Annotated in this window: 24 protein-coding genes; 9 read left to right on the forward strand and 15 right to left on the reverse strand. The window is 70.3% G+C overall.

Annotated elements, in window-relative coordinates; all coding sequences use genetic code 11:
• The first annotated feature begins 79 nt into the window (after nucleotides 1–79).
• Both ACWEBX_RS13935 and ACWEBX_RS13940 read left to right on the forward strand, forming a co-directional pair.
• Nucleotides 80–2245, forward strand: a complete 2166-nt coding sequence (locus ACWEBX_RS13935) for a SpoIIE family protein phosphatase (RefSeq protein ID WP_451885086.1) — start codon at nucleotides 80–82, stop codon at nucleotides 2243–2245.
• Between the two features lie 231 nt (nucleotides 2246–2476).
• The gene (locus ACWEBX_RS13940) at nucleotides 2477–3943 is read left to right on the forward strand and encodes a catalase (protein WP_451885087.1); all 1467 of its coding nucleotides are present in this window, start codon (nucleotides 2477–2479) and stop codon (nucleotides 3941–3943) included.
• 126 nt (nucleotides 3944–4069) lie between these two features.
• On the opposite strand, the gene ACWEBX_RS13945 is transcribed toward ACWEBX_RS13940, so the two are convergent.
• Nucleotides 4070–6379 (reverse strand): transglycosylase domain-containing protein, encoded by a 2310-nt coding sequence (locus ACWEBX_RS13945; protein WP_451885088.1) that lies wholly within the window; start codon nucleotides 6377–6379, stop codon nucleotides 4070–4072.
• Nucleotides 6380–6850: 471 nt separating this feature from the next.
• Here ACWEBX_RS13945 and ACWEBX_RS13950 point away from each other — a divergent pair, with 471 nt between their 5' ends.
• The 3 genes from ACWEBX_RS13950 to ACWEBX_RS13960 are packed head-to-tail and all read left to right on the forward strand — an operon-like array spanning nucleotide 6851 to nucleotide 10403.
• Entirely contained in the window at nucleotides 6851–7378 is a 528-nt protein-coding gene (locus ACWEBX_RS13950) for a PadR family transcriptional regulator (protein ID WP_451885089.1), read from the forward strand.
• On the forward strand, nucleotides 7375–8073 hold the full coding sequence (locus ACWEBX_RS13955; RefSeq protein ID WP_451885090.1) for an ABC transporter ATP-binding protein: 699 nt from the start codon (nucleotides 7375–7377) through the stop codon (nucleotides 8071–8073). The genes ACWEBX_RS13950 and ACWEBX_RS13955 overlap by 4 nt, the downstream gene beginning before the upstream one ends.
• Entirely contained in the window at nucleotides 8070–10403 is a 2334-nt protein-coding gene (locus ACWEBX_RS13960; protein ID WP_451885091.1) for an ABC transporter permease, read from the forward strand. The genes ACWEBX_RS13955 and ACWEBX_RS13960 overlap by 4 nt, the downstream gene beginning before the upstream one ends.
• Before the next feature lie 96 nt (nucleotides 10404–10499).
• Here ACWEBX_RS13960 and ACWEBX_RS13965 read toward each other — a convergent pair whose 3' ends face one another.
• From ACWEBX_RS13965 to ACWEBX_RS13980, 4 genes are all read right to left on the reverse strand, one after another.
• Nucleotides 10500–10928 carry a hypothetical protein gene (locus ACWEBX_RS13965; protein ID WP_451885092.1) on the reverse strand — a complete coding sequence of 143 codons (429 nt, stop codon included), beginning with the start codon at nucleotides 10926–10928 and terminating at the stop codon, nucleotides 10500–10502.
• A 4-nt stretch (nucleotides 10929–10932) separates the two neighbouring features.
• The gene (locus tag ACWEBX_RS13970; protein WP_451885093.1) at nucleotides 10933–11406 is read right to left on the reverse strand and encodes a roadblock/LC7 domain-containing protein; all 474 of its coding nucleotides are present in this window, start codon (nucleotides 11404–11406) and stop codon (nucleotides 10933–10935) included.
• Between the two features lie 54 nt (nucleotides 11407–11460).
• Nucleotides 11461–12519 (reverse strand): MarR family transcriptional regulator, encoded by a 1059-nt coding sequence (locus ACWEBX_RS13975; RefSeq protein WP_451885094.1) that lies wholly within the window; start codon nucleotides 12517–12519, stop codon nucleotides 11461–11463.
• Nucleotides 12520–12697: 178 nt separating this feature from the next.
• The gene (locus ACWEBX_RS13980; RefSeq protein WP_451885095.1) at nucleotides 12698–13672 is read right to left on the reverse strand and encodes a LysR substrate-binding domain-containing protein; all 975 of its coding nucleotides are present in this window, start codon (nucleotides 13670–13672) and stop codon (nucleotides 12698–12700) included.
• Between the two features lie 175 nt (nucleotides 13673–13847).
• Here ACWEBX_RS13980 and ACWEBX_RS13985 point away from each other — a divergent pair, with 175 nt between their 5' ends.
• Nucleotides 13848–14402 (forward strand): peroxiredoxin, encoded by a 555-nt coding sequence (locus ACWEBX_RS13985; RefSeq protein WP_451885096.1) that lies wholly within the window; start codon nucleotides 13848–13850, stop codon nucleotides 14400–14402.
• Nucleotides 14403–14408: 6 nt separating this feature from the next.
• Entirely contained in the window at nucleotides 14409–14942 is a 534-nt protein-coding gene (locus ACWEBX_RS13990; protein ID WP_382787873.1) for an alkyl hydroperoxide reductase, read from the forward strand.
• 73 nt (nucleotides 14943–15015) lie between these two features.
• Here ACWEBX_RS13990 and ACWEBX_RS13995 read toward each other — a convergent pair whose 3' ends face one another.
• The 4 genes from ACWEBX_RS13995 to ACWEBX_RS14010 form a co-directional block, all read right to left on the reverse strand.
• Nucleotides 15016–16437: an AI-2E family transporter gene (locus ACWEBX_RS13995; protein ID WP_451885097.1), complete on the reverse strand. Its 1422-nt coding sequence runs from the start codon at nucleotides 16435–16437 to the stop codon at nucleotides 15016–15018.
• Nucleotides 16438–16572: 135 nt separating this feature from the next.
• Nucleotides 16573–17271, reverse strand: a complete 699-nt coding sequence (locus ACWEBX_RS14000) for an aggregation-promoting factor C-terminal-like domain-containing protein (RefSeq protein ID WP_451885098.1) — start codon at nucleotides 17269–17271, stop codon at nucleotides 16573–16575.
• A 426-nt stretch (nucleotides 17272–17697) separates the two neighbouring features.
• Nucleotides 17698–19023 (reverse strand): PhoH family protein, encoded by a 1326-nt coding sequence (locus tag ACWEBX_RS14005; protein WP_451885099.1) that lies wholly within the window; start codon nucleotides 19021–19023, stop codon nucleotides 17698–17700.
• A gap of 320 nt (nucleotides 19024–19343) precedes the next feature.
• A complete protein-coding gene (locus tag ACWEBX_RS14010) occupies nucleotides 19344–20117 on the reverse strand; it encodes an isoprenyl transferase (protein WP_451885100.1) in 774 nt (257 codons plus the stop codon).
• A gap of 144 nt (nucleotides 20118–20261) precedes the next feature.
• Between ACWEBX_RS14010 and mgrA the strand changes: the two genes are divergently transcribed.
• A complete protein-coding gene (gene mgrA, locus ACWEBX_RS14015; protein WP_451885101.1) occupies nucleotides 20262–21299 on the forward strand; it encodes an L-glyceraldehyde 3-phosphate reductase in 1038 nt (345 codons plus the stop codon).
• A 408-nt stretch (nucleotides 21300–21707) separates the two neighbouring features.
• On the forward strand, nucleotides 21708–22052 hold the full coding sequence (locus tag ACWEBX_RS14020; RefSeq protein WP_384788014.1) for a DUF192 domain-containing protein: 345 nt from the start codon (nucleotides 21708–21710) through the stop codon (nucleotides 22050–22052).
• A 249-nt stretch (nucleotides 22053–22301) separates the two neighbouring features.
• On the opposite strand, the gene ACWEBX_RS14025 is transcribed toward ACWEBX_RS14020, so the two are convergent.
• The 6 genes from ACWEBX_RS14025 to ACWEBX_RS14050 form a co-directional block, all read right to left on the reverse strand.
• Entirely contained in the window at nucleotides 22302–23186 is an 885-nt protein-coding gene (locus tag ACWEBX_RS14025; RefSeq protein ID WP_451885102.1) for an LLM class flavin-dependent oxidoreductase, read from the reverse strand.
• Between the two features lie 40 nt (nucleotides 23187–23226).
• Nucleotides 23227–23847 carry a dihydrofolate reductase family protein gene (locus ACWEBX_RS14030; RefSeq protein WP_451885103.1) on the reverse strand — a complete coding sequence of 207 codons (621 nt, stop codon included), beginning with the start codon at nucleotides 23845–23847 and terminating at the stop codon, nucleotides 23227–23229.
• An 84-nt stretch (nucleotides 23848–23931) separates the two neighbouring features.
• Complete coding sequence (locus tag ACWEBX_RS14035; RefSeq protein ID WP_451885104.1) at nucleotides 23932–24579, reverse strand: OmpA family protein; 648 nt, start codon at nucleotides 24577–24579, stop codon at nucleotides 23932–23934.
• 3 nt (nucleotides 24580–24582) lie between these two features.
• Nucleotides 24583–25176 carry a hypothetical protein gene (locus tag ACWEBX_RS14040; RefSeq protein ID WP_451885105.1) on the reverse strand — a complete coding sequence of 198 codons (594 nt, stop codon included), beginning with the start codon at nucleotides 25174–25176 and terminating at the stop codon, nucleotides 24583–24585.
• A gap of 15 nt (nucleotides 25177–25191) precedes the next feature.
• The gene (locus ACWEBX_RS14045) at nucleotides 25192–25800 is read right to left on the reverse strand and encodes a pilus assembly protein TadG-related protein (RefSeq protein ID WP_451885115.1); all 609 of its coding nucleotides are present in this window, start codon (nucleotides 25798–25800) and stop codon (nucleotides 25192–25194) included.
• Complete coding sequence (locus ACWEBX_RS14050) at nucleotides 25797–25997, reverse strand: hypothetical protein (RefSeq protein ID WP_386987012.1); 201 nt, start codon at nucleotides 25995–25997, stop codon at nucleotides 25797–25799. The genes ACWEBX_RS14045 and ACWEBX_RS14050 overlap by 4 nt, the downstream gene beginning before the upstream one ends.
• Between the last annotated feature and the right edge of the window lie 26 nt (nucleotides 25998–26023).

Below are 26023 nucleotides of genomic sequence, written 5' to 3' on the forward strand. Positions count from 1 at the left end.
AGAATCCGTTCCTGGGGCACACATTCCGGGTATCGGGGCTGCGGGAAGAACTGCGCGCACGGCGCGCAGCCCCGGACGGATGGACTCGACACGCGTGACGGAGCACCCCACCTCGCACGAGCGCCGGCAGAGCGGCGCGCCCGCCCCCGCGGACCCTCGCGGGGCGCTCCTGCGTACCTCGGAGCCGCCGGACCGGCTCCCGGGTTCCGGCGCGTTACCGGTACAGGCCCGCACGGGTGACGCACCGAGGGGTTCGGGTGCGTCGAAGGCGCGCGGCAAGCGCGGCAAGGCCGCCGGCCAGGTGCCCGACGCCGGCGTGTCCGCGTCCTCGGGCACGGACGTGCCCTCGCCCTCGCCGGCCCCTTCCGGATCCGGCTCCGAGCACTCGCAGCCCTCGGTGACCGAGCCCGACACCCACCGCCCCCGGCCCGCGCCGGAGGGCATTCCGATCCAGCCGGACGCCGAGCAGGGCCGGGTCGCGCGGACCTCCGGCGGCAAGGAGCGCCGTAGCGGGCAGGGCGTGCCCACGGGCGGCCCGATGCCGATGCGGCGGGACGGGGACCGGCTGCGCTTCGTGGGCGCCGCGACCCGGCGGATCGCCCGGGGCATCGACCTCGACGAGATCGTGATGGGGCTGTGCCGGGCGACCGTGCCGACCTTCTCCGACGCGATCCTCGTCTATCTGCGCGACCCGCTGCCGGTCGGTGACGAACGGCCGACGGGGCCTCTTGTGCTGCGGCTGCGGCGCACGGACCGGATTCCCGAGGAGCGGGACACCGAGAGCGGTTTCCTGCCCGCGCTGCGTCCGGAACCCAGCGAGCTGTCGGCGATGACGGCCGAGCTGTGCGAGGTGCGCCCCGGCGGGGCGCTCGCGGAGGTGCTGCGCGGGGTGCGGCCGGTGTTCGCGGACGCGCCCGCCGCCCGGGCCGCGCTGCCCGAGCTGCTCGGCGACGATCTGCCGGTGCCGAGCGGTCAGCGTGCGATCCTCGCCCCGCTGCGCGGCCGGCGCCGGGTGATCGGGGCGGCGCTGTTCCTGCGCCGGCCGGAGCGGCTCGCCTTCGAGGCGGACGATCTGCTGGTCGCGGCGCAGCTCGCCACGCACAGCGCGCTCGGCATCGACAAGGCGGTGCTGTACGGCCGTGAGGCGTACATCGCCGACGAGCTGCAGCGCACGATGCTGCCCGAGACGCTGCCGCGGCCCACGGGGGTACGGCTCGCGTCCCGCTATCTGCCGGCCGCGGAGACGGCCCGGGTGGGCGGCGACTGGTACGACGCGATCCCGCTGCCGGGCAGCCGGGTCGCACTGGTCGTCGGTGACGTGATGGGCCACTCCATGACGTCGGCGGCGATCATGGGCCAGCTCCGGACGACGGCGCAGACCCTCGCGGGCCTCGATCTGCCGCCGCAGGAGGTGCTGCACCATCTCGACGAGCAGGCGCAGCGCCTCGGCACCGACCGCATGGCGACCTGCCTGTACGCCGTCTACGACCCGGTGTCGCACCGGATCACGATCGCCAACGCGGGCCATCCGCCGCCGGTGCTGCTGCATCTGGGCGGGCGGGCCGAGGTGCTGCGGGTGCCGCCGGGCGCCCCCATCGGCGTGGGCGGGGTCGATTTCGAGGCGGTGGAGCTGGACGCGCCGGCCGGGGCGACGCTCCTGCTGTACACGGACGGTCTGGTCGAGTCGCGCCTGAGGGACGTCTGGACGGGCATAGAGCAGCTCCGGGAGAAGCTCGCGGCGGTCGCCGCGCTGACCGGGCCGGATCATCCGCCGCCGCTGGAAGCCCTGTGCGACGAGGTGCTCGACATGCTCGGCCCGGGCGACCGGGACGACGACATCGCGCTGCTCGCCGCGCGGTTCGACGGGATCGCGCCGAGCGATGTCGCGTACTGGTTCCTGGAGCCGGAGGACGCGGCGCCCGGCCGCGCCCGGCGTCTGGCCCGGCGGGCGCTGGCCCGCTGGGGCATGGAGGACATGACCGACTCGGTGGAGCTGCTGGTCAGCGAGGTCGTGACGAACGCGGTGCGGTACGCGTCGCGGCCGGTGACGCTGCGGCTGCTGCGGACGGACGTCCTGCGCTGCGAGGTCGGTGACGACGTGCCCCAGCTTCCGCGGCTGCGGCAGGCGCGGGCCACGGACGAGGGCGGTCGTGGGCTGTTCCTGGTGAACCGGCTGGCGCGGCGGTGGGGGGCGACCCGGCTGAGTACGGGAAAGGTCGTCTGGTTCGAGTTGAACCGGAACTGACCGGGTACTCGTCCGGCCTCGCCCCGGTGGGCCGGGCGCCGAAGGCGCGCCGGTACCGGTGCCGGACGGTGTCCGTGCCGGTGCCCGGCAGTGCCCGGGCCGGTGGTTCGGTGCGGGCGTGGCCGGGCTGGTGCCGGGTCCGTCCCCGTGTTGCCGACATGGTGTCGGCGGCGTTGACTGCTGGGGTGATCGAAGCGACCTGACGACCTCATCTCCGACGGGAGGACGCTCGTGACGCAGGCATCCCGGAAGGCTCCGTACACCACGAACAACGTCGGGATTCCGGTGGAGAGCGACGAACACTCGCTCACCGTCGGCCCCGACGGCCCGATCCTGCTCCAGGACCACTACCTCATCGAGAAGATGGCGCAGTTCAACCGGGAGCGGGTGCCCGAGCGGGTGGTGCACGCCAAGGGCAGTGGCGCGTACGGATTCTTCGAAGTGACCAACGACGTCAGTCAGTTCACGAAGGCCGATCTGTTCCAGCCGGGCAGGCGCACCGAGATGCTGGCGCGCTTCTCGACCGTCGCGGGCGAACAGGGTTCCCCCGACACCTGGCGCGACCCGCGCGGCTTCGCGCTGAAGTTCTACACCGAGCACGGCAATTACGACATGGTGGGCAACAACACCCCCGTCTTCTTCGTCCGTGACACGATCAAGTTCCAGGACTTCATCCGCTCACAGAAGCGCCACCCGGTGTCCGGGCTGCGCGACCACGACATGCAGTGGGACTTCTGGACGCTCTCGCCCGAGTCCGCGCATCAGGTGACCTGGCTGATGGGCGACCGGGGCATCCCGAGGACGTACCGCCACATGAACGGCTACAGCTCCCACACCTACATGTGGATCAACGGCGGTGGTGAACGGTTCTGGGTGAAGTACCACTTCAAGACCGACCAGGGCATCGACTTCCTCACCCAGGCGGAGGCCGACGAGTTCGCGGGGAAGGACCCCGACAGGCACCGCCGTGATCTGTTCGAGTCGATCGGGTCGGGCGACGCGCCGAGCTGGACGCTGAAGGTCCAGATCATGCCGTTCGAGGACGCGGCGGACTACCGGTTCAACCCGTTCGACCTGACGAAGGTCTGGCCGCACGGGGACTACCCGCTGATCGACGTGGGCCGCATGGTCCTGGACCGCAATCCCGAGGACTACTTCGTCCACATCGAGCAGGCCGCCTTCGAGCCCTCGAACATGGTGCCCGGCATCGGGCCCTCGCCGGACAAGATGCTGCTGGGACGGCTGTTCTCGTACCCCGACACCCACCGTCACCGGATCGGCCCCAACTACAGCCAGCTCCCGCCCAACCGGCCGCACGCCCCGGTGAACTCGTACGCCAAGGACGGCGCGATGCGCTACGAGCCGTCGAAGGCGTCCCGCCCGTACGCGCCGAACTCCTACGGTGGCCCCGCGGCCGACTACGACGGCCGCTTCGGCGACCCCGCGAGCTGGCAGACCGCCGGTGAGCTGGTGCGCGAGGCGTACAGGCCGCACCGCGAGGACGACGACTTCGGCCAGGCGGGCACGATGGTCCGCGAGGTGCTCGACGACGCGGCCCGGGACCGGCTGGTGGGCAACGTGAGCGGCCATCTCCAGGCCGGTGTCACCCGCCCGGTGCTGGAGCGCGCCTTCCAGTACTGGCGCAGCGTGGACAAGGAGACCGGCGACCGGATCGCGCGGAGCGTCGACGGAGGCTGAGGCGCGCCCGAGAGCCGGCCGCGGCACACGCCCGAGCGCGGCGGCGAGGGTCCGGCCGCGGCGGCGGCAAAGCGAAAGGGGCACCCGGATCTCCGGGTGCCCCCTCGCACGTCAGGGACGCGGGCGCTACTGACTTGTCTGGTCGAACGGATTCTCCAGGGCGCCGCCGTCGGTGGGCGAACTCGTCGGTGTGGACGGGCTCGTCGTCGTCGGCTCGGTCGTCGTCGGCTCGTCCGTGGGGGTCGGCGGGCTGCTCGTGGTGGGCGGCTCCGTCGTCGGCTCCTCGGTCGTCGGGGTCGACGACGGCGTGCTGGACGGCGTCTGGCTGGCGGTGGGCAGGTCGGTCGGTGCCACCGCCGCGCCCGACGTGGTGTTCAGGTCGAACTTGGTGACCTTGCCCGCCATCGCCTCGAACGTGTAGGCCGCCCAGATCTTCGCCGGGAAGCCACCACCGTTGACGCGCGCCACGCCACCTGCCCCGTACAGCGGGACATGGGCATGGCTCTTCGGGTCCTCACCGAACAGCAGGACCGAGGTGACCAGGTTCGGCGTGTAGCCGGTGAACCAGGCGGACTTGTTCTTGTCCGACGTACCCGTCTTGCCCGCGACCTGCTGGCCGTCGCGGGCCGGGTTGTTCGCCACGGACTCCCTGGCCGTACCGTCGTCGACCACGCCGGTCAGCACCGAGGTGACCGTGTCGGCGGCCTCCTCGCTGATGACCTGCTCGCCGATCGGGTCCGGCATCGCGACCGTGGCGTCCTTGTGCTCGGCCTTGGCGACGAGAGCCGGGGTGACCTTCTTGCCGTGATTGTCGAGCGTGGCGTACGCGCCCGCCATCTCCAGCGGGCTCGCGCCCATGGAGCCGAGGGTCTGCGCGGGCACCGCCTGGAGGTCCTTGGTGTTCATGCCGAGCTTGCCCGCGACCTTCAGCACCTCGTCCATGCCGACGTCGACGCCCATCTGCGCGAAGACGGAGTTGATGGACTTGTTCATCGCGGTCTGCACGGTGACGGGGCCATAGCTGGCCTCGTCCTCGTTCGGCGGCGCGAAGCCGATGTCGCTGCCGACGACGGGACGGCGGTTGGTGCCGTCGTAGATCGTGTTCGCGGTGATCGGCTGCCCGGAGCGCGTCTTGGCCTGCTCGTCGAGGGCGGCCGCGAGGATCATCGGCTTGAACGTCGACGCGGCCTGGTAGTCGTGGCGTGTCGCGTTGTTGATGTAGTGCTTGAAGTAGTCCGTGCCGCCGTACATCGCGAGGATCTTGCCGGTCTTGGGGTCGACCGACGTGGCACCGGCCTGGACGTTGGCGTCGACCTTGCGCTTCTTCGGGTCCAGCTTGCTGGTGAGCTGCTGTTTGACGGTCTTCTCCAGCAGCGCCTGCTTCGTCTTGTCGACGTTGAGCGTGATGGTCCAGCCGCCCGCGGTGAGCAGGGCCTTGGCGTCGTCCAGGTCCTCGGCGGTGCCCCCGGCGACGAGTTGCTTGGCCACCTCGTTGTTGGCCGCCTCCACCAGATAGCCGGTCTGGCCCTCCATGCCCGGCGCGCCCTTGGGTTCCTTGGGGACCGGGAACTTCATGCCGGCGCGCTTGCCCGCGTCGAGCCAGTGCATCTCGACCATGTTGTCGAGGGTGTAGTTCCAGCGGGCCTGGACCAGCTTCTTGCCGGTCGTCGAGGCGACCGCCCAGTCGTACTGGCTCGGGGCCTGGAGCAGCGAGGCGAGGTAGGCGCCCTGACCGACCGAGAGGTCCTCGGCGTCGACGCGGTAGTAGGCCTGCGCCGCGGCCTGGATGCCGTACGCGTTGCGGCCGTAGTAGCTGGTGTTGATGTAGCCCGCGAGAATGTCGTCCTTGGACTTCTTGCGGTCCACCTTCAGCGAGATGACCATTTCCTTCAGCTTGCGCGTGACGGTCTGGTCCTGGCTGAGGTAGTAGTTCTTGACGTACTGCTGGGTGATCGTCGAACCACCCTGCTTGCCCTTGCCGGACAGGGTGTTGATCAGACCTCGGGCGGTGCCCTTGAGGTCGATGCCCGAGTCGCCGTAGAAGGACTTGTTCTCGGCGGCGACGAACGTCTTCTGGACGCTCTTGGGCACCTTGTCCAGGTCGACTATCTCGCGGTTGACCTTGCCGCTGCGCCCGAGCATCGAGCCGTCGCTGTACTTGTAGATGTTGCTCTGGCGCCTCGCGGCCGCGTTGCCCTCGGGCACCGACACGACCATGTAGAGCACGATGAAGCCGCCCATGCCGAGCAGGCAGAAGCCGAGGAACGTCCCGAGGAGCGTCTTCCAGTTCACGAACCGGCGTATGCCGGTGCGGCGGGGCTTGCCGCCCGCCTTCGCCCCCGGCGCGGCGCCCGCGGACTCGTGTCCGGACGAGCGCTGGGGCGCCGCGCGGCGGCCCTGCGCCTGCCGCGCTCGTCTCTCTTCAGCTCGTCCCATGGGTCGATCCGCTCCGCTTCATTCTCGTGTGGCACACAAGTTCGCCGGTCAGGTCAGCTCAGCAAGCTAACACCGCGCGCTATGACAAAGGGGCGCCGATCCGGCCTTTTCCGGACGTGACAATCAGCACGCCCATGGGCACCGCCTCACTGAATCCGACGTGCGGAAGGGCCGGAAGGTTGCCGGGACGGAGGAAAGTGAGACGACGAACAGCGGGCGTCCGGCGCGCGGACCCGGTCCTCGCCTGCCCTCGTGCTCCCGGGTCGCGGGAGGGCGGGCGCCCGAGGGCACGGGGCGCCGTCCCGCGTGCGGGAGGGCGCGCGCCACGGGCCCGGGAAGGAGCGGCCGACGGTTCCAGAACCGTGACAATCGGCCGTGACCAGCGGGTTCCCCGCGCCCGACCCCTCTCCCACGTGACCTATACGCGATGCGTATACACGTCGTGTATACGCCGTGTGTAGAGTGCTCGGCATGTCCATCGGTCACACCCTTCTAGGGCTCCTGGAGTCCGGGCCGCGCCACGGTTACGACCTGAAGCGGGCCTTCGACGAGAAATTCGGTCACGACCGGCCTCTGCACTACGGCCAGGTCTACTCGACGATGTCGCGGCTGCTGAAGAACGGGCTCGTCGAGATCGACGGGATCGAGGCGGGCGACGGGCCCGAGCGCAAGCGGTACGCGATCACCGAGGCCGGCGTCACCGACGTGCAGCGCTGGCTCGCGACGCCGGAGACGCCCGAGCCGTACCTCCAGTCGACCCTGTACACGAAAGTCGTTCTCGCCCTGCTGACCCACCGGGACGCGAGCGAGCTCCTCGACAGCCAGCGCTCGGAGCATCTGCGGATGATGCGCATGCTGACCGAGCGCAAGCGCAAGGGCGACCTGGCCGACCAGCTCATCTGCGACCACGCCCTCTTCCACCTGGAGGCCGATCTACGGTGGCTGGAACTGACGGCCGCGCGCCTCGACAGGCTCGCCGAGGCGGTGACGACCCGATGACCACGGCCGCCCCTCCCCCCGGCTCCCTGCTCACCGCCTCGGAGCTGCGCAAGACCTACGGCCCGACCACCGCGCTGGACGGTGCCGGCTTCTCCATCCACCCCGGCGAGGTCGTCGCCGTGATGGGCCCCTCCGGCTCCGGCAAGTCCACTCTGCTCCACTGCCTCGCCGGTATCGTCACCCCCGACTCGGGCTCGATCACGTACGACGGCCGCGAGATGGCGACGATGAACGACGCCCAGCGCAGTGCGCTGCGCCGCTCCGCGTTCGGGTTCGTCTTCCAGTTCGGCCAGCTCGTACCGGAGCTGAGCTGCGTCGAGAACGTGGCGCTGCCGCTGCGGCTGAACGGCACCGGCCGCAAGGAGGCCGAGCGCACCGCGCTGTCCTGGATGGAACGGCTGGAGGTCGACGACCTCAAGGACAAGCGGCCCGGCGAGGTCTCCGGAGGACAGGGCCAGCGCGTGGCCGTCGCCCGTTCGCTGGTCACCAGCCCCCGGGTGCTGTTCGCCGACGAGCCGACCGGCGCGCTCGACTCCCTCAACGGCGAGCGCGTGATGGAGCTGCTGACGGACGCGGCCCGTTCGACGAACGCCGCCGTCGTGCTCGTCACGCACGAGGCGCGCGTCGCGGCCTACTCGGACCGTGAGGTCGTCGTACGCGACGGCAGGTCCAGGGACATGGAGCGGATCGTATGAGTGCCCGCCAGTGGACCCGCGACCTCGCCATGGGCGCCAGGTTCGCGGTGACCGGGGGCCGCGAGGCATGGGTGCGGGTCCTGCTGACGGCCGTCGGGGTCGGGCTCGGGGTGGCGCTGCTGCTGCTCACCACCGCGCTGCCGAGCGCGCTGGCCTCCCGGCACGACCGGGAGAGCGCCCGCAGCGACCTCACGTACAGCGCGACGGTCAAGAAGAAGTCGGACCGCACCCTGATCGTCGCGCACACGGACACCACCTTCCACGACGAGGAGGTACGGGGCCGGCTGGTCCGGCCCGAGGGTCCGCGGGCCCCGCTGCCGCCGGGCGTGTCCGCGTTCCCCGCACCCGGTGACATGGTCGTGTCGCCCGCTCTCGACCGGCTCCTGAAGTCCGCGGACGGCACGCTGCTGCGCGAGCGCCTGGGATACCGGGTCAGCGGCACGATCGCCGACGCCGGGCTGGTCGGTCCGCACGAGCTCGCCTACTACGCGGGCTCGGCGAGCCTGCCCGCGGCCGGTGTCGGCACCGGCCGGGTCGAACGCATCGACACGTTCGGCTCCCCGGGGCAGTCCGAAGCCATGGACCCCGTCCTGGTGCTGCTGGTGCTGATCGTCTTCGTCGTGCTGCTCATGCCGGTCGGCGTGTTCATCGCCGCCGCCGTCCGGTTCGGCGGCGAGCGGCGTGACCGGCGGCTCGCGGCGCTGCGGCTGGTCGGCGCGGACGGGCGGATGACCCGGCGGATCGCCGCCGGCGAGGCGCTGGCCGGAGCGCTGCTCGGACTGGTCCTCGGCGCGGGATTCTTCCTGGCCGGACGTCAGGTCGCCGGGCTGATCATGGTCTTCAGGATCAGCGTCTTCCCGGCCGACCTCGATCCCTCTCCCGCGCTGGTGGCGCTGGTGGCCGTCGCGGTCCCGTCCGCCGCGGTCGCGGTGACGCTCCTCGCGCTGCGCGGTGTCGTCATCGAGCCGCTCGGCGTGGTGCGCACGGCGCGGCCCTCGCGGCGCCGGCTGTGGTGGCGGCTGCTGCTCCCGCTGGGCGGCCTCGCGATGCTGTACCCGATGATCGGGCAGGGGCGGTCCAACGGGGACTTCAACCAGTACCTCGTCATCGGCGGCGTCCTGCTGCTGCTGGTCGGCATCACCGCGCTGCTGCCCTGGGTGGTCGAGGCGGTCGTCGCCCGGCTGAACTCCGGTGGCGTGGCCTGGCAACTGGCCATCCGCAGGCTTCAGTTGAGCAGCGGCTCGGCGGCCCGCCTGGTCAACGGCATCGCCGTGGCGGTGGCCGGCGCGATAGCCCTGCAGATGCTGTTCGCCGGGGTCGACGACGACTACACGAAGATCAGCAAGGAAGACCTCACCCGGGCCCAGATGTCCGTCGCCGTACCGGACGGGGTCTCGTCGGCCCGGGCGGTCCGGTACCTGTCCGGGACGAAGGGCGTCACCCACCTGACCGCTCTGGCGCGGACCGACGTGGGCGACGGGCGCGACGAACCGGAGAACTCGACGACCGCGACGGTCGGCGACTGCGCGGCGCTGCGGGAGACGGCCGTGCTGCCCTCCTGCCGGGACGGTGACATCTTCGCCGTCGAGAACGCCGCGTGGGACACCAGCACCGCGAAACTCGACAAGGCCGGCACCAGGCTCTGGTTCGACCCCTCCTACGGCTCCTCCAGCAAGGGCGAGGAGATCGCCTGGACGGTGCCGAAGGGGGTCAGGCCGGCCGGTCTGCGCAAGGACCCGTCGGGCAGCGAGCTCGGCGGCTTCCTCTTCACGCCCGGCGCGCTGCCCGAGCGGGCCGCGTCCGTCACGCGCACGACGGTCTACGTCCAGCTCGACGAGTCGGTGCCGGACGTCATCGAACTGGTGCGCAACAGCGCAGCGAGGATCGGACCCCTGGCCGACGCCACCGTCTGGACGGCGACGACCCAGTCCCGGAAGTTCACGTCCATCCGCACGGGCCTGTCCGTCGGCGCGGCGTGCGTCCTCGTGCTGATCGGCGCGAGCCTGCTGATCTCGCAGCTCGAACAGCTCCGCGAGCGCAAGAAGCTGCTGTCGGCGCTGGTCGCCTTCGGCACCCGGCGCCGCACCCTGAGCATGTCGGTGCTGTGGCAGACCGCGATCCCGATCGCGCTGGGGCTCGGCCTCGCGGCCGTCGTGGGGCTCACCCTCGGCACGGTCCTGCTCAAGATGACCGGGACCTCGGTGAGCGTGGACTGGGCGAGTGTGCTGTCGATGACCGGTATCGGCGCGGGTGTCGTGCTCCTGGTGACCCTGCTCAGCCTGCCGCCGCTGATCCGGCTGATGCGGCCGGACGGACTGCGCACCGAGTAGGACCCCGGACGGACACGGCGCGGCGGGACACCGTCCGCGCCCCCGGGTGCCGTCGCCGGTGGCCCTCCCCGCCCGGGGAGGGCCACCGGTCGGCGTTCACATGCTGTACTCCTTCACCACGCGGCGGACCTGGGCGAAGAGCATGCCGACGTTCACCGACTTGCGGCAGACGACCACGGCGACGACGTCCTGCTGATCGCCCATCCGCACGAACAGATGGGTGAGGTTGTCGCTGTTGACCAGGATCTCCTGGAAGAAGTGCGAGTCGGACTCGATGCCGCGCCGCTCCTTGAAGACGTCCTCGATCATCTGGACCGTACGCCCCTGGAACAGATCGAGGGTCGCGCCCGCGAGCAGGTCCAGGACCTCCGGCGGATGGTTGTCGACGGTCTCGTAACTCAGCAGCATTCCGGTCGACATGTCGACCGCTCCGGAGGCGACGCAGTCCGGGGCGTCGGTGCGCAGTGATTTGACCAGGCCCATGATCTGGTCGGAGAACCCGGGTGTCATTCGCTTGGTGGCCATGTCGTCATACCCCTTCGGTCGCGGTGTCGGTCACGGCTCCGACGAGTGCGTCGGGAGCCACGGCGGGCGGATCGGGCTCGGCGGGTGTCCCGGCGAGCGGGTCGGGGCCGGTCCCGGTGAGAATCGATCCGATGCGGCCGAGGGTCGGCCGGGTCTGCTCGTGGAGCCGTTCGAGGTCGATGCCCTCGTCGCCGAGGACGATCATCAGCGCGGTGTCGCCGACCGCGTAGAAGGCCGCGAGGCCCTGACTGCCGTAGGTCACGGTCTGGCGGAACGCGCCCCGGCCGGTCACCGCCGTCGCGCGGCGGGCGATGCCGAGTCCCGCGGCGGCGATCGCGGCGAGGCTCTCCGGGTCGATCATGTCGGCGGTGTCGGCCGCGATGAGCATTCCGTCGGCGGCCGCCACCGCCGTATCGGTGATTCCGGGCACCTGTTCCCGGAGTTCCCTCATTTCCCTGGCCAGTGCCTCGTGATTCATGCGTTGAACTCCCTGATGATGGTGCGCATTCGATCGTTGACAGGCATGTCGGTTCTACGTTCCGGAGTCCGGGGTCCAGATCCGGTGGCGCAGCCGGAAGAATCCTTTCCAGCTCGCCCCGGCCCTTTCGGGGGCGAGGGTTTCGGCTATTCCGCTCGCGCCGGGCTCACGGCGGGGCAGCGACGGGGCATGCGCGCCGGGCTCTCTGCGGGGCAGGGCCGGAGCGATCGACCCGGGTGGCGGGCCGGGGGCCGGCCGGGGCTCCGGTGCCGCGGACTCTCCGGCGGCCACCGCGGACGACAGGGCGGAGAACAGCTCGGGGTCCAGGGCGGGCGGGGCTCCGGTGGGCCGCTGCCGGAGCGCTCCGGTGGGCAGGTCGCGCACGGTGACGCGGGGGGCGGAATCGGACTCCGCCGGCAGTTCCAGCAGCCCCTCGCCGAGCATGCGGGCCATCCCCACCGTGACGGTGTAGGCGCCGAGCCCGGTCGCGAAGGCGATGTCGCGGGCCGTCCGGCGACCGTCGGCATGGGCCAGCAGCTCCTTGTGCGGTGGCGGGAGCTGCTGGCGTATCTCGTCCGGCACCGCGGACGGCACGGGGCGTTCCCGGTCCGGCCGTACGGGCCGCGGCAGGCCGGCGACGGCCGCCAGCTTCCTCGCCGCGTCCTGCAGCAGCCGCCCGGGGGTCTCGCCGAGGACGACCGGCGCGTACGGCTCGAAGGCGGCGTCGAGCGGGTCGCACGCCTCCACGTCACCGGCCACGACGGCGAACGCCGCGTCCTGCATCGCCATCATGCAGACGACCCGGAGCTGTGCGGCCCCCGCGTATCCGTGCGCGATCAGTCCGGCCTCGGGCCACCGGGTGCAGCCGGACTCGCGGAGCAGTTCGGCCCACTGCTCCCCGCTGACCCGGCCGGAGCGCAGCAGCCGCGCCTCGGCACCCGGGGCGCCGGGACTTTCGACGGCGACGACCGCCCCGTCGCGGAGATGGAAGACTCCCCCGGGTTTTCCGGACACCCGCAGTTTCCCCGTCGCCCGTGTGCTCTGGCATTCGCTCAGCGCGTGCGACAGCAGGTCGTATCCGACCCTGCCAAGGGAATCCCGAATGCCCGTCATCACTCCCCTTGGAACTTCCGGCACTTCGCACAGATGCCTGACGAATCACCCTGAGGGGGTATGTGTATCAGCCGGGGCGGATAACCCAGCGGGAGTCGCACTACCTGACGGAACTTGAAATTTCCCGGCTGTCACGGGACTTCATCGGTCGCGCGATTGACCGACTCTGTACGGCGGTTCAGGATTCCGCGCCCAACACCCGCACGGGCAGGGGGCGCAGAGCCTCGCGCAGGGCCTGCGCGAGTTCCTGGTACTCCGTGCTCCGCGCCGCGCCCGACCGCATCGCGAGCGCGATCCGCCGGGTGGGAGCCGGGTCCGCGAAGTACCCGGTGAGGAGCTGATCGCTGCGGGTCGTCTCCACCTTGACGGCGGTACGGGGCAGCAGGGTCACCCCGAGACCGCCGGCGACGAGCTGGACGAGGGTCGACAGGCCCGCGGCGGTGGTGGTCACGGGGGCGTCGGCGCGCCCGGCCTCACGGCAGATGTCCAGGGCCTGGTCGCGCAGGCAGTGGCCCTCGTCGAGCAGCAGCAGCCGCAGTTCCCGCAGCGCCTCGCGCGGAATGCCCTCCTGCCCGCCGAGCTCGTGGCCGAGCGGGGTCACCAGCACGAAGTCCTCGTCGAACAGCGGGAGTTCGACGACACCGGGGACTCCGAGGGGGACCGCGAGCAGCAGCAGGTCGAGCCGGCCGACCGTCAGCCCCTCCAGCAGGTTGGCCGTCTGCTCCTCGTGCACCTGGAGGTCGAGGTCGGGGTAGCGGTCGTGGACGAGACGCAGGACGGTCGGCAGGAGGTAGGGGGCGACGGTGGGGATGACCCCCAGGCGCAGTGCCCCGGTGAACGGCGCCCGTACGGCCTCCGCCTCCTCCATCAGCGCGCCGACCTCGGCCAGAACGGCCTTGGCGCGTACGGCGAGGCGCTCGCCGGCGGGCGACAGGAGCACCTTGCGGGTCGTACGCTCCAGGAGGGTCACCCCGAGGGTCTCCTCCAGCGCGGAGACGGCACCGGACAGCGCGGGCTGGCTCATGCCGATCGCGGCGGCCGCGTCCCGGAAGTGCAGATGCTCGGCGACGGCGGTGAACGCGCGGAGCTGCGCGAGGCTGGGGGTACGGCGCCCGCCGCCCTTGCCGCCCGTCCTGCCGGTGGGGCTCACCATGGCCGTACTCGTCCTTCCGGGTCGGTTCACCGGGCGTCACTGATAGCCGCAGTCGATCAACACGACCAAGTGTAGCTATTTCCCGAATCAATACCGGCTGTGCCACGATCAGGGCCGTCCACCCCCCTAGGGAAAGACCCCCAAAAAGGGCTATCCCTTGCTGCAAGGAGAGTTTGTGCTCACTGTCGGTGACAAGTTCCCCACGTTCGACCTGACCGCCTGCGTCTCGCTGGAGAAGGGCCAGGAGTTCGAGCAGATCGACCACAAGACCTACGAGGGCAAGTGGAAGATCGTCTTCGCGTGGCCCAAGGACTTCACCTTCGTGTGCCCCACCGAGATCGCGGCCTTCGGCAAGCTGAACGACGAGTTCGCCGACCGTGACGCGCAGGTGCTGGGCTTCTCCGGCGACTCCGAGTTCGTGCACCACGCCTGGCGCAAGGACCACGACGACCTGCGTGACCTGCCCTTCCCGATGATGGCCGACTCGAAGCACGAGCTCATGCGCGACCTCGGCATCGAGGGCGAGGACGGCTTCGCCAAGCGTGCCGTCTTCATCGTCGACCAGAACAACGAGATCCAGTTCTCCATGGTGACCGCCGGCTCAGTCGGCCGTAACCCCAAGGAGGTCCTGCGGGTCCTGGACGCTCTCCAGACGGACGAGCTCTGCCCGTGCAACTGGACGAAGGGCGAGACCACCCTCGACCCGGTCGCCCTGCTGGCCGGTGAGTGACCTTCCATGGCTCTCGACGAACTGAAGTCCGCCATACCGGACTACGCCAAGGACCTGCGCCTGAACCTCGGTTCGGTGATCGGCAACAGTGACCTCCCGCAGCAGCAGCTCTGGGGCACGGTGCTGGCCTGCGCCATCGCCTCGCGGTCCCCGCGCGTGCTGCGTGAGCTGGAGCCCGAGGCGAAGGCGCAGTTGTCGCCCGAGGCGTACACCGCCGCCAAGTCGGCCGCCGCGATCATGGCGATGAACAACGTCTTCTACCGGACGCGGCACCTGCTGTCGGACCCGGAGTACGGGACGATGCGCGCCGGTCTGCGGATGAACGTCATCGGCAACCCGGGTGTGGAGAAGGTCGACTTCGAGCTGTGGTCGCTCGCCGTCTCCGCGATCAACGGCTGCGGCCAGTGCCTCGACTCCCACGAGCAGGTGCTCCGCAAGGCGGGCGTCGACCGGGAGACGATCCAGGAGGCGTTCAAGATCGCGGCCGTGCTCCAGGCCGTCGCCGCCACGCTGGACGCCGAGGCGCACCTCGCCGTGTAGTCCTCGACACGCGGACACAGGGCCCCGCCCACCATCTCGGTGGGCGGGGCCCTGTGTGTTTCGTTCGAGCTCGCTACGAGGTCGGCCGGTGGGCCGGGGAGGCGTCCACCGCGGTCGCGCCGCGGGGCTCGGGGGTGTGCCGGAGCTCCGCCTCACCGGCGTACGAACGCAGGTACACGACCACCGTGTTGGTCACGGCGACCAGCGGGACCGCGACGACCGCTCCGCCGATGCCGGCGATCATGCCACCGGCGGCGACCGAGAGGACCACCGCCAGGGGGTGGACGCGGACCGCGCGGCCCAGGATGAAGGGTTGCAGGATGTGGCCCTCGATCTGCTGGACGGCGAGGACCACGACGAGCGTCATGACGGCCACGAAGACGCCCTGGGTCACCAGCGCGACCACCACGGCCAGCGCCCCGGAGATCACCGCGCCCACCAGCGGGATGAACGCGCCGAGGAAGATGAAGACGGCGAGCGGCACGGCCATGGGGACCTTGAGGATGTAGAGGCCCAGGCCGATGAAGATCGCGTCGATCATGGCGACGATCACCGTGCCGCGGACGTAGGCGGTGAGCGTGCGCCACGCGCGCGGGCCGGCGCCCGCGACCCCGGTCCGTGCGGCGGCCGGGACGAGCTTGAGCGACCACTCCCAGATCCGCTTGCCGTCGTAGAGCAGGAAGAGGGTCGAGAACATCGTCAGCAGGATGCCCGTGAGGGCCTCGACGATCACCGTCACGCCCTGCAGACCCGCCGAGGTGATCTGGTCCGTGTTCGCGCCGATCGCCTCGCGGAGGTTCTTGGCGATCTCGTTGATCTGCTTGTCGGTGACGTGGAACGGGCCCTTGAGGAGCCACTTGCGCAGCTCGTCGATGCCGTCCTGGATCTGGTTGGAGAGGTTGTCGATGTTCTCCTGGACCTGCCAGACCACGAACCAGCCGACCAGCCCCATGATGACGAAGCCGAGGATCGCGGTGAGCGCGGTGGCGAGTCCGCGCGGCACCCCGTACAGGGTGAGCCGGGCCACCGTGGGCTGGAGCAGCGCGGTGATGAGCAGCGCGGCCACGAAGGCCAGCACGACGAGCTGGACGGCGCTGATGACCCGCATCAGCACCCAGACGGTGCCCGCGAGGATGAGCAGCCGCCAGCTCGCCTCGGCGGCGACGCGCACTCCCCACGGCACGGCGAGAGCGGGGTCGGGACGGTGGGGCTGCGGTGTGTACGCGAGCGCCGCGGCCTGCTCCTCGGAGGGGCGCTGGACCGGGAGCGCGGAGGCGTCGGCGTCCGACGCCGGGCCGGCGGGGGTACCGGAGGGCCCGGGAGTCTTCGTGTGAATGCCGGGTGCGTCGAGGGGGGCCGGCCCGTCGAGGCCGTCCTCACCGTCGACGGGGCCCCGCGACTCCAGCTCGACCTCGGCGCGGCGTTCGTCCAACCGCTCTCCCAGCTCGGTGAGTCCGGCGCCGATCCGGCCGAGCCATCCTGGTACACGCGACATGATGCGTCCTCTTCCCCCGCCGCTCCCCACCACTCCCCCTGGAGTCGTCGGATCCGACCGTACATGGCCGAAGCCCCTCCCCCTAGGACGGGGAGGGGCTCGGCAAGGTTGAGCCGCCGGTGTACGGCGTGGAACTCAGTACCAGCTGTTGGCCTGCCAGAACGACCAGGCCTCACACGGGCTGCCGTACCGGCCGTTCATGTAGCTGAGGCCCCACTTGATCTGGGTGGCCGGATTGGTCTGCCAGTCGGACCCGGCGGACGCGTACTTGCCCGCGGGCAGGGCCTGGAAGAGACCGTAGGCACCCGAGGAGGCGTTGACCGCGTGGTAGTTCCAGCTCGACTCGTGGTTCACGATGTTGCTGAAGCACTGGAACTGACCGCTCGGCACCATCTGAGCCGCCATCGCCTGGATCTGGGCGACGGAGTACGAGGACTGGACCGAGAAGCTGGAGGCGTCACGCGTCGCGGAGCGGCTGGCCGCTTCCTCGGCTTCCTTGCGCTCCTTGGCTTCCTTCTCCGCCTTCGCCGCAGCCTTCTGCTTCGCGACGGCGTCGTCGGCCGCCTGCTTGCGGGCGGCTGCCTCCGCGTCCTTCTTGGCGCTCGCGTCGGCGGCGATGGCCTGGGCATCGGCCTGCTGCGTCAGGGACGCGGTCTGCACCTGGGCCTGCTGGCCGGCAGGTATGTCTGCGAGGAGAGTCGAGTCGCTCGCCGTCGCCTCGGCATCGTTCGAGGGCTGGGCGACGCTGCCCGAGGCAACTCCGACCACGCTTCCGACAGCGGTGACCGCGGTGGCCGAAGCCACTGCGAATCCCCGGACCGAAATCCGGCTCACACGGTTTCCTTCCAGCATCGCCCGTTTAGGTGACCCTCGCGGACGCAATCGTGCCCCTCGGCGCTGGCCTCCCAACTGCGGGGTCACGGGGAGACACGGGCCCGGTGGGCAACTCCCGCTGAGGGAGCGCCGCGTGGTGCGCGGGCGGCATACGACGGCTCTATGGAGTTCTGAGGTTCCGGTGTTCTGTGCCGCTGGGGGTACAGGTGTGTCGTATGCGGGGCCTGACAGGAGTGAGACTCTAGCCGTTACGCGACGCCGCACGGCAATTCCGCGTCACGTGTGAAAGCTCACACCCCGTTTGCCTCGGCTGTTTCGAGGAAACGCCAGCGCAGCAAGACGCCGCCCGGCTAGGCTCTTCGCCTTTGCCGGACGGCGCCAACCAGCGTGTATTCACCACCCTTTGACCAGGTGGGACAGCCTGGATCAGATCTGCCCGTCCTCCAGCATTTCGGTCACGAGTGCCGCAATCTGGGACCTCTCGGAACGATTCAGCGTGACGTGCGCGAAGAGCGGATGGCCCTTCAACTTCTCTACGACGGCGACCACTCCGTCGTAACGCCCGACGCGCAGATTGTCCCTTTGTGCCACGTCATGGGTCAGAACGACCCGCGAATTGGCGCCGATACGGGACAGAACGGTCAACAGGACGTTCCGTTCCAGGGACTGGGCCTCGTCCACGATCACGAACGCGTCGTGGAGCGAGCGGCCGCGGATGTGCGTGAGCGGCAGGACCTCCAGCATGCCGCGCGCGGTGACCTCCTCGATGACCTCGCGGCTGGTGACCGCGGAGAGCGTGTCGAAGACCGCCTGGGCCCAGGGGCTCATCTTCTCGGACTCGGAGCCGGGCAGATAGCCGAGCTCCTGCCCGCCCACCGCGTACAGCGGCCGGAAGACCATCACCTTCTGGTGCTGGCGGCGTTCGAGGACGGCCTCCAGACCCGCGCACAGCGCGAGCGCGGACTTGCCGGTGCCGGCCCGGCCGCCCATCGACAGGATCCCGATGTCCGGGTCGAGCAGCAGATCGAGCGCGATGCGCTGCTCGGCACTGCGGCCCTTGATGCCGAACGCCTCGCGATCGCCGCGCACGAGCCGGACGTTGCCGTCGGCCGTGACACGGCCGAGGGCCTTGCCGCGCTCCGACTGGATCGTCAGCCCCGTGTGCACGGGCAGGGCGGCCGCTTCGGGGACGTAGACGTGCCCCTCCTCGAAGAGGATGTCCACCTGCTCCCCGGACAGGGCCAGTTCGGACATCCCGGTCCAGCCGGACGAGCCCGTGATGGCGAGCTCCGCGCGGTACTCCTCGGCGAGGAGACCCACCGAGGACGCCTTGATCCTGAGCGGCAGGTCCTTCGAGACGACGGTGACGTCGTATCCCTCGGCCTGCAGGTTGCGGGCGACCGCGAGGATGCGGGAGTCGTTGTCCCCCAGGCGGTACCCGCTGGGCAGGACGCTGGGGTCCGAGTGGTTGAGCTCGACGCGTACCGTCCCGCCGAGGTCCCCAACGGGAATCGGGGAGTCGAGGCGGCCGTGCCGGACCCGGAACTCGTCGAGCAGGCGCAGTGCCTGCCGGGCGAAGTATCCGAGTTCGGGATGGTGCCGCTTGGCCTCCAGCTCCGTGACCACGACGATCGGGAGCACTACTTCATGCTCGTCGAAGCGGCTCAGGGCATTCGGGTCGGCCAGCAGGACGCTGGTGTCGAGAACATAGGTGCGCCGGTCTGGCGTGCGGCGCTTTGTGCTGGTCACCACGGAAGGACGTACCCCCTCGGATGAGGTCGGGGAGCGACGAAGGAGAACCGGACCGGTTCGCGGCACCGATGCACAGGCCGAAAACCGGCCCTCCGCTTCGTCCGTGCTGACCGCACGATCGGGCTGGTGCAAAGGGCCTCCCGGGCGGACGGCCCCGTGCCGTCCGCTGAGATACGACACCCGTGGTTCGGGCGTCGACCTGCAAGGCTTATGCCCTCGAACGAGCCAAGCCATGCCAGGGCAGATGACGGCGCGTTCGTTAACTCCCGATGACGTGCGTCCCTCCCGGGTGTCCCGAAGTACGCGGGACGCCCGGAGTTTCAGCCTCCGTAACGGCGGTGTCGCGCCGCGTAGTCGCGCAGGGCGCGCAGGAAGTCGACCTTGCGGAAGGCCGGCCAGAAGACTTCGCAGAAGAAGTACTCGGAGTGGGCGGTCTGCCAGAGCATGAATCCGGACAGCCGCTGCTCGCCGCTGGTGCGGATCACCAGGTCGGGATCGGGCTGGGCACCGGTGTAGAGGTGCTTGCCGATGAGGTCGACGTCGACACGGTCCGCGAGATCCTCCATCGAGGTCCCCTTGTCGGCGGCGTCGAGGATCATCGAGCGCACGGCGTCGGCGATCTCCTGGCGGCCGCCGTAGCCGATGGCGACGTTCACGACTATGCCCTCGACGTGCGCGGTGGCCTCCTCGGCCTCCTTGAGCGCCGACTGCATCGGGGAGGGCAGGATGTCCCGCGTCCCGACGTGGTGCACCCGCCAGCGGCCGTCGGCCGCCAGGGTGCGGACGACGCCCTCGATGATGCCGAGGAGCGGACCGAGCTCCTCCTGCGGGCGGTCGAAGTTGTCGGTGGACAGCAGCCACAGGGTGACGACCTCGACATCGGTCTCCGCGCACCAGCCGAGGAACTCCTCGATCTTGTCCGCTCCGGCCCGGTGTCCCTGGGCCGTCGTCGAGCCGGCGGCCTTCGCCCAGCGGCGGTTGCCGTCCATGATGACGCCGATGTGCTTGGGCACCTGGTCGTGGTCGAGGTGGCCTTCCACCCTGCGTGCATAGAACCTGACCAGCAGACGGCGCAGGTTGTCGCGCAAGGTCACGTGTTGTCAGCCCCTCCGTGCGGATCGGACAGCCGCGCCCGAGCACAGTCCCTGTCCATATGGCGGTCCCCCGGGGCGAAGCCTACCCCTGTGCAACGCGAGGCCTGCCGAGGGGCCTGTGCACCCTGACATAGGTTCGTCCCCATGAACGACCCCACTCTGTACCGTGCCGCAACGGAGCGGTACGACTCGATGGAATACCGGCGTACGGGCCGCAGCGGGCTCAAACTGCCCGCGATCTCGCTCGGCCTGTGGCACAACTTCGGCGACGACCGCTCGCTGGACTCCCAGCGCGCGATCCTGCGCCGCGCCTTCGATCTCGGCGTCACCCACTTCGACCTCGCCAACAACTACGGGCCGCCGCCCGGCTCGGCGGAGCTGAACTTCGGCAAGCTGCTGAAGGAGGATGTCGCCCCCCACCGGGACGAGCTGGTCATCTCCTCCAAGGCGGGCTACGACATGTGGCCCGGCCCGTACGGCGAGTGGGGCAGCCGCAAGTACCTGCTGGCCTCGCTGGACCAGTCGCTGGAGCGGATGGGCCTCGACTACGTCGACATCTTCTACTCGCACCGCTTCGACCCGGACACCCCGCTGGAGGAGACGATGGGCGCGCTCGCGTCCGCCGTCCGGCAGGGCAAGGCGCTGTACGTCGGCGTCTCCTCGTACAGCAGCGAGCAGACGGCGGAGGCGGCCCGGATCCTGACCGGGATGGGCGTCCGTCCGCTCATCCACCAGCCCTCGTACTCGATGCTCAACCGCTGGACCGAGGACGACGGTCTGCTCGACACGCTGGAGGCGGCCGGCATGGGCTGCATCTCCTTCGCGCCGCTCGCGCAGGGCCTGCTCACGGGCAAGTACCTCCAGGGCATCCCGGACGGCTCGCGCGCCACCCAGGGCAAGTCGCTGGACCCGGACCTGCTGAGCGGCGAGGTCGTGCGCCGGCTGAACGGGCTGAACGACATCGCGGCCCGGCGCGGCCAGTCGCTCGCCCAGCTCGCGCTCACCTGGGTGCTGCGCGACCAGCGGATGACCTCCGCCCTCATCGGCGCGTCCAGCGTGCGGCAGCTCGAGGAGAACCTGGAGGCGCTGGCGGCCCCGCGGCTCACCGACGAGGAGCTGAGGGAGATCGACACGTTCGCGGTGTCGACGCAGGGCACGAACATCTGGGCCCAACGCCACTGAGTCACCGGAATCCCGGGCCGCGCGGGGCGGCCCGTCCGAGGGGCGCACGGGGGCGCCCGCCCGGCGGGCCGTCACGGGCACAAAAAAACGGGCCGGTCCGTGGGGGGGAGACGGACCGGCCCGAGGGGGGGTTTCCACCATAACCCTTCGTAAGTGATGCTGCGTGCATCCGCGTGCCACAACTACTCTCCGGAGTCGTCCGGCAACGCCACGATGAGCACGGAACCATGGATTCCGGGTGTGATCATGGCTGAATCATGGCTGATTCAAAGGGAATCGTGGAGGATCGACAGAGATCCAATGGGTTCGTGACCGTTTCCGCGGCGTGGCGCCGCCGCGCCCGTCCGTACTCCGGGCGGGTGATCCGCGTGGCGCCCCTCGCTTGACCCGCCCGCTACCTTCGCACCCATGGCCACGTTCACGACGGACACACCGGAGGGGACGCCCGAGCCGGTGCCCCTGGAGCTGGCCGCCACGGCGCGCGCCCGGCGGCGGGGACTGCTCGGACGCTCGGGGATCGAGGGCGCGCTGCTGCTCACACCGGCGAGTTCGGTGCACACCCTGGGGATGCGGTTCGCGATCGACGTCGCCTATCTGGACCGGTCGTCGCGGGTCCTGGCGGTACGCACGATGCGTCCGGGCCGGCTGGGACTGCCGCGGCCGCGGGCCCGGCACGTCCTGGAGGCGGAGGCCGGGGCGATGGAGCGCTGGGGCGTGCGGCGCGGCGCCCGGATCACGGTCCGGCACGCCTGACATCACGTCACCAGGGAAGGCAGCACCGCGCAGCCCCCTCCTCTGCGCGGTGCCACACGCGCAGCTTTGCTGACGCGAATTACCTTGGCCTGAACCTACGTCAGCCGAACATCCCTGGCGACAGCCGATCGATAACGATGTGGAAACCCCGTGCAGATGTTCCGCACACGGCGCGCCGCCCACCCGGCCCGCCGTCCGTCACCCGGGGGGACATCTCACGCCGAGTGACCTTCATTGGGAGGTTTTCGGTCAATCTGCCGTAGGGATCAGCGGGCGCACCTCTTCCGCCGCGAAGCGGACGAAGCCCTCGGGGTCCGGCTCGTCGGCGGTGGGCTGGAGAACCACCGTGTCGGCGCCGGCGTCCACGAGGCGCTGGACGGCTTCGGCGACGGCGTCCGCGTCACCCGCGATCCCGCGGTCCGGGACGGCGCTCTCGCCGTCGGCCTCGATCTCGGCACGCAGCCGGTCGGCGGCGCCGTCCCCGGTGGCGGTGAGCAGATAGACGACGACCCGGTGGCGCTCCTCCGTCCGGCCGGCCGCCTGCCGTCCCTCGTCGATGAGCCGGCGGGCCCGCCGTACCCCGTCGACGGTGGTCGAGGCGGTGAGGACCGTGCCGTCGGCCGCCTGTCCGGCGAGGCGGAGCGTACGGGGCCCGGTGGCGCCGGTGAGGACCTCGGGCACCTCCGCGGGCGGCCAGTCGAGGGCGACTCCGTCGAGTTTCACGTACCGCCCCTCGGTGGTCACGCGCTCGCCGCGCAACAGGGCGCGCAGCGCGTCGAGATGCTCCCGCAGCAACGTCATGGGCGACTCGGCCCGCGCCCCGACCTGTCCCATCCAGTCCTGGACGCCGTGGCCGACCGCGACGACGGCCCGCCCGGGGAACAGCCGGTACAAGGTGGCTGCCTCCATCGCCGTGACGGCGACGTTCCGCAGCGGGACGGGCAGGAGTCCCACTCCCACCTGCAGGCGCTCGGTCCAGGCGAGCGCCGCCGCGGCGGCGGAGATGCCGCCTTCGAGGAAGCAGTCCTCCCACAGCCACAGCTCCTCGAGCCCGGCCTCCTCCGCCTCGCGGGCCAGGGCGCGCAGCCGCTCGGGGGGCAGTTGGGGCCGGAAGACAACACCGAGCGACGTCATGCCGACTTCCTACCCAGGCCGCCGGTCACGGACAACCGCTTTACGCGATGTTCGTCCCGGCGGTTCCGGCCGTCCCGGTGGCATGGCCCGTCTTCGCGGTCGTGTCGCGCTCGTAGCGCAGGAGGGTGACGCCGTTGCCGAAGGTCCGCGTCTCGACGAGGCGGAGGTCGGTCGGGGCCTCGGACTCGGGGAACAGGGGTTTGCCGGCGCCGATGAGGACGGGGTGCACGTACAGCCTGATCTCGTCGACGAGGCGCAGCCGCATGAATTCCGCGGCGAGATCGGCGCCGCTGAGCGCGAGGTCGCCGCCCTCCTGCGCCTTGAGCGCCAGGATCTCCTCGGGCACGACCTCCCGTACGACCGTGGTGTGCCCCGTGCCGCGTTCGAGCGTCCGCGAGAACACCACCTTGGGGATGTTCCGCCAGATCCCGGCGAACTCGGCCATCTCCGGGCTGATGTCCGGGTCCTTGTCGGCCGTCGGCCAGTAGGAGGCCATCAGTTCGTAGGTCACCCGTCCGGACATCAGGGCACCGAAGCCTCTGACCAGGTCGTTGAAGTGCTGGTGCAGTTCGGCGTCGACCCGGTGCCAGTCGATCTCACGGTTCGGGCCCTCGATGTATCCGTCGAGGGACACCGACGACATCAACACGATCTTCCTCATGGCGGACTCCATCGACCTCGTGCGCGACCCGTTCGTCGGGGAATGGTGCCAGGAGGCCGGGCGCGGGAGAAGGTGACGCGCGCGTCAGGCGCTGTTCCCGTCCGCGGCGCCCCTCGGGAAGGTCACCTCCACCCGGCGGTTCTTGCGGCGGCCCTGTTCCGAGGTGTTGTCCGCGATCGGGTAGTCCTCGCTGTAGCCCCGCACCTCGAAGGTGACGTCCGCCTCCGCCGAGCCGAGCGCGGCGGCCAGCCGGTCGTGCACCTCTTCCGCACGCTTCTTGGAGAGGGTCAGGCCGTGCGCGTACGAGCCGAGGTTGTCGGTGAATCCGAAGACGCGGACGGTCGTGGCGTGCTGGGCCTTGATCTCGTCGGCGATCGCCTGGATACGGGACTGGGAGTCCGGGTTGAGCTTCGAGCTGTCCTTGGGGAACAGGACCTCCGCCTGGAGGGCGAACGTCACGTCCTCGTTGGTGTCCTCCCGGCGCTCCTCGCCGCCCAGGTCCTCCACGACCGACTTGATGTCCAGCACCTTGGCGGGCGCGAGGGTCGCGCCGTCGGCGAGCTTGAGCCCCGGGCTGTTGGCGTCGACGTCGGGGGGCGGGGAGGTGGTGACGCTGCCGGGCGGGGCACTGGGGTCACCGTCGTCCGCGGAGGCGGGCCCCGGCAGGCCGAGCGTGATCAGGACGGCGAGGGCCGTGAACGTCGTCGCGGCGGCGCGGGGCGGGAGGGCCATGGGTCAGCCCTCGGAGATCTCGATGGAGGCGGGTGGCATGGAGCCGACCTGGAAGTCGACGGCGCTGGTTCCGGCGGGGGGTGCTGGGAACTGGGCGAACCATTGGGTGGTTTCGCCTTGGCGGACGCCTCCGGTGAACTGCGTGCACAGGCATCGGCCCGAGGTGTCCCTCAGAATGAGGTACTTTTTCTTGCCTTTCTGGTCGATCAGACTGGCACCGGCGATGGACCCGCCATTCCTGGCCAACTCCTTCTCGTCGCCACGCCAGTCAGCCGCCACCCAGAGCGTGTCAGTGTCGTTCGTGACCGTTCCCTCAACGGTCACGAAACCCCCGCCGTCCCTCTTGGCCGAGGTGACCGCGAGGACCAAGCCGTTTTCGCCCTTGACCTCGGCCAGTACCTGGTTCTGACTCGCTGACGGAGACGCCTGCTTCGCGCCGTCGTCGCCCCCCTTGTGCGACTGGGAGGCGGACGAAGTCGCATTCGGCTTGTCGCCGCCGTCGTCACCGCCGCACCCGGACACCGTCAGGAGCAATCCGGTGCTGATCGCCACCGCAGCCATGGCCCTGCGGCCCTTCATGGTGTGCCGGAGATCCATCGGTACGGCTTCCTCTCACTCGGCCAGATGCACTGAGAACAGCACGGACGCGTCGGGAAGGTCGTCCGAATGGAAATGTTCGGGATCGATGTCCACACTGTGCCCGGCACAATCCAGCCGCACGGGCTTCTTGGGGTCCGCGTCGGCGGCGAAGGTGCAGCGCGGCTCGATGACCGCCGTCGCGTGCGCCTGGGCATGGCGGCTCTCCGTACCCGGGATGATCGACTTGCCGACCGTGTAACGGGTCTCGATCGCCACGCGATACCCGGGGAATCCGTTCACGACGGTGGGCTGAGGCCCACCTTGCAAGTCCGAGTCGTTCTCGGCGGCCAGCCGGGCGGCGGCGGCCGAGGCCCCCGCGCCCTGGAACTTGTCGCCGTCGAGCCAGTCAAGCCAGTGGTCGTCCGTACCGATGGCTCCCGTCAGCCCTTGTACGAGTTCGTCGCGGGAGTCCTGCGCGGCCGCCAACGCCGCAGCGTCCGCCGCGGATTGAGCTCCATTGCGGGCGGACGCTGCTTGAGCGAAGGCGAAGAAGGCGAACGCGGCGAAGAGCAGAATCCCCGTCAGCCAGATGTAGATGGGGAGGGTCTGTCCCCTATCGCTGCTGAGAGCAAGGCCGGTCAGCCGCCGGTGACGTTGTTGACTGCCCTCATGATTGCTCCCGAGATGGCGCCGTCCAGCCCCAAGCCATCGATCATCGTGAAGATCCCCGCGATGATGATCATCAAGCCCGCGTACTCCACGAACCCCGCCCCCGCGTCCCGGTGGGCGCCCCGTGTCCGGGCGATCACCGTTCGGGTCCATGCGGTGAACCTGTTCATCAGGACTGCCCTCCCTGCCGAGGCCA

The organism is Streptomyces sp. NPDC005070 (genome assembly GCF_053600395.1).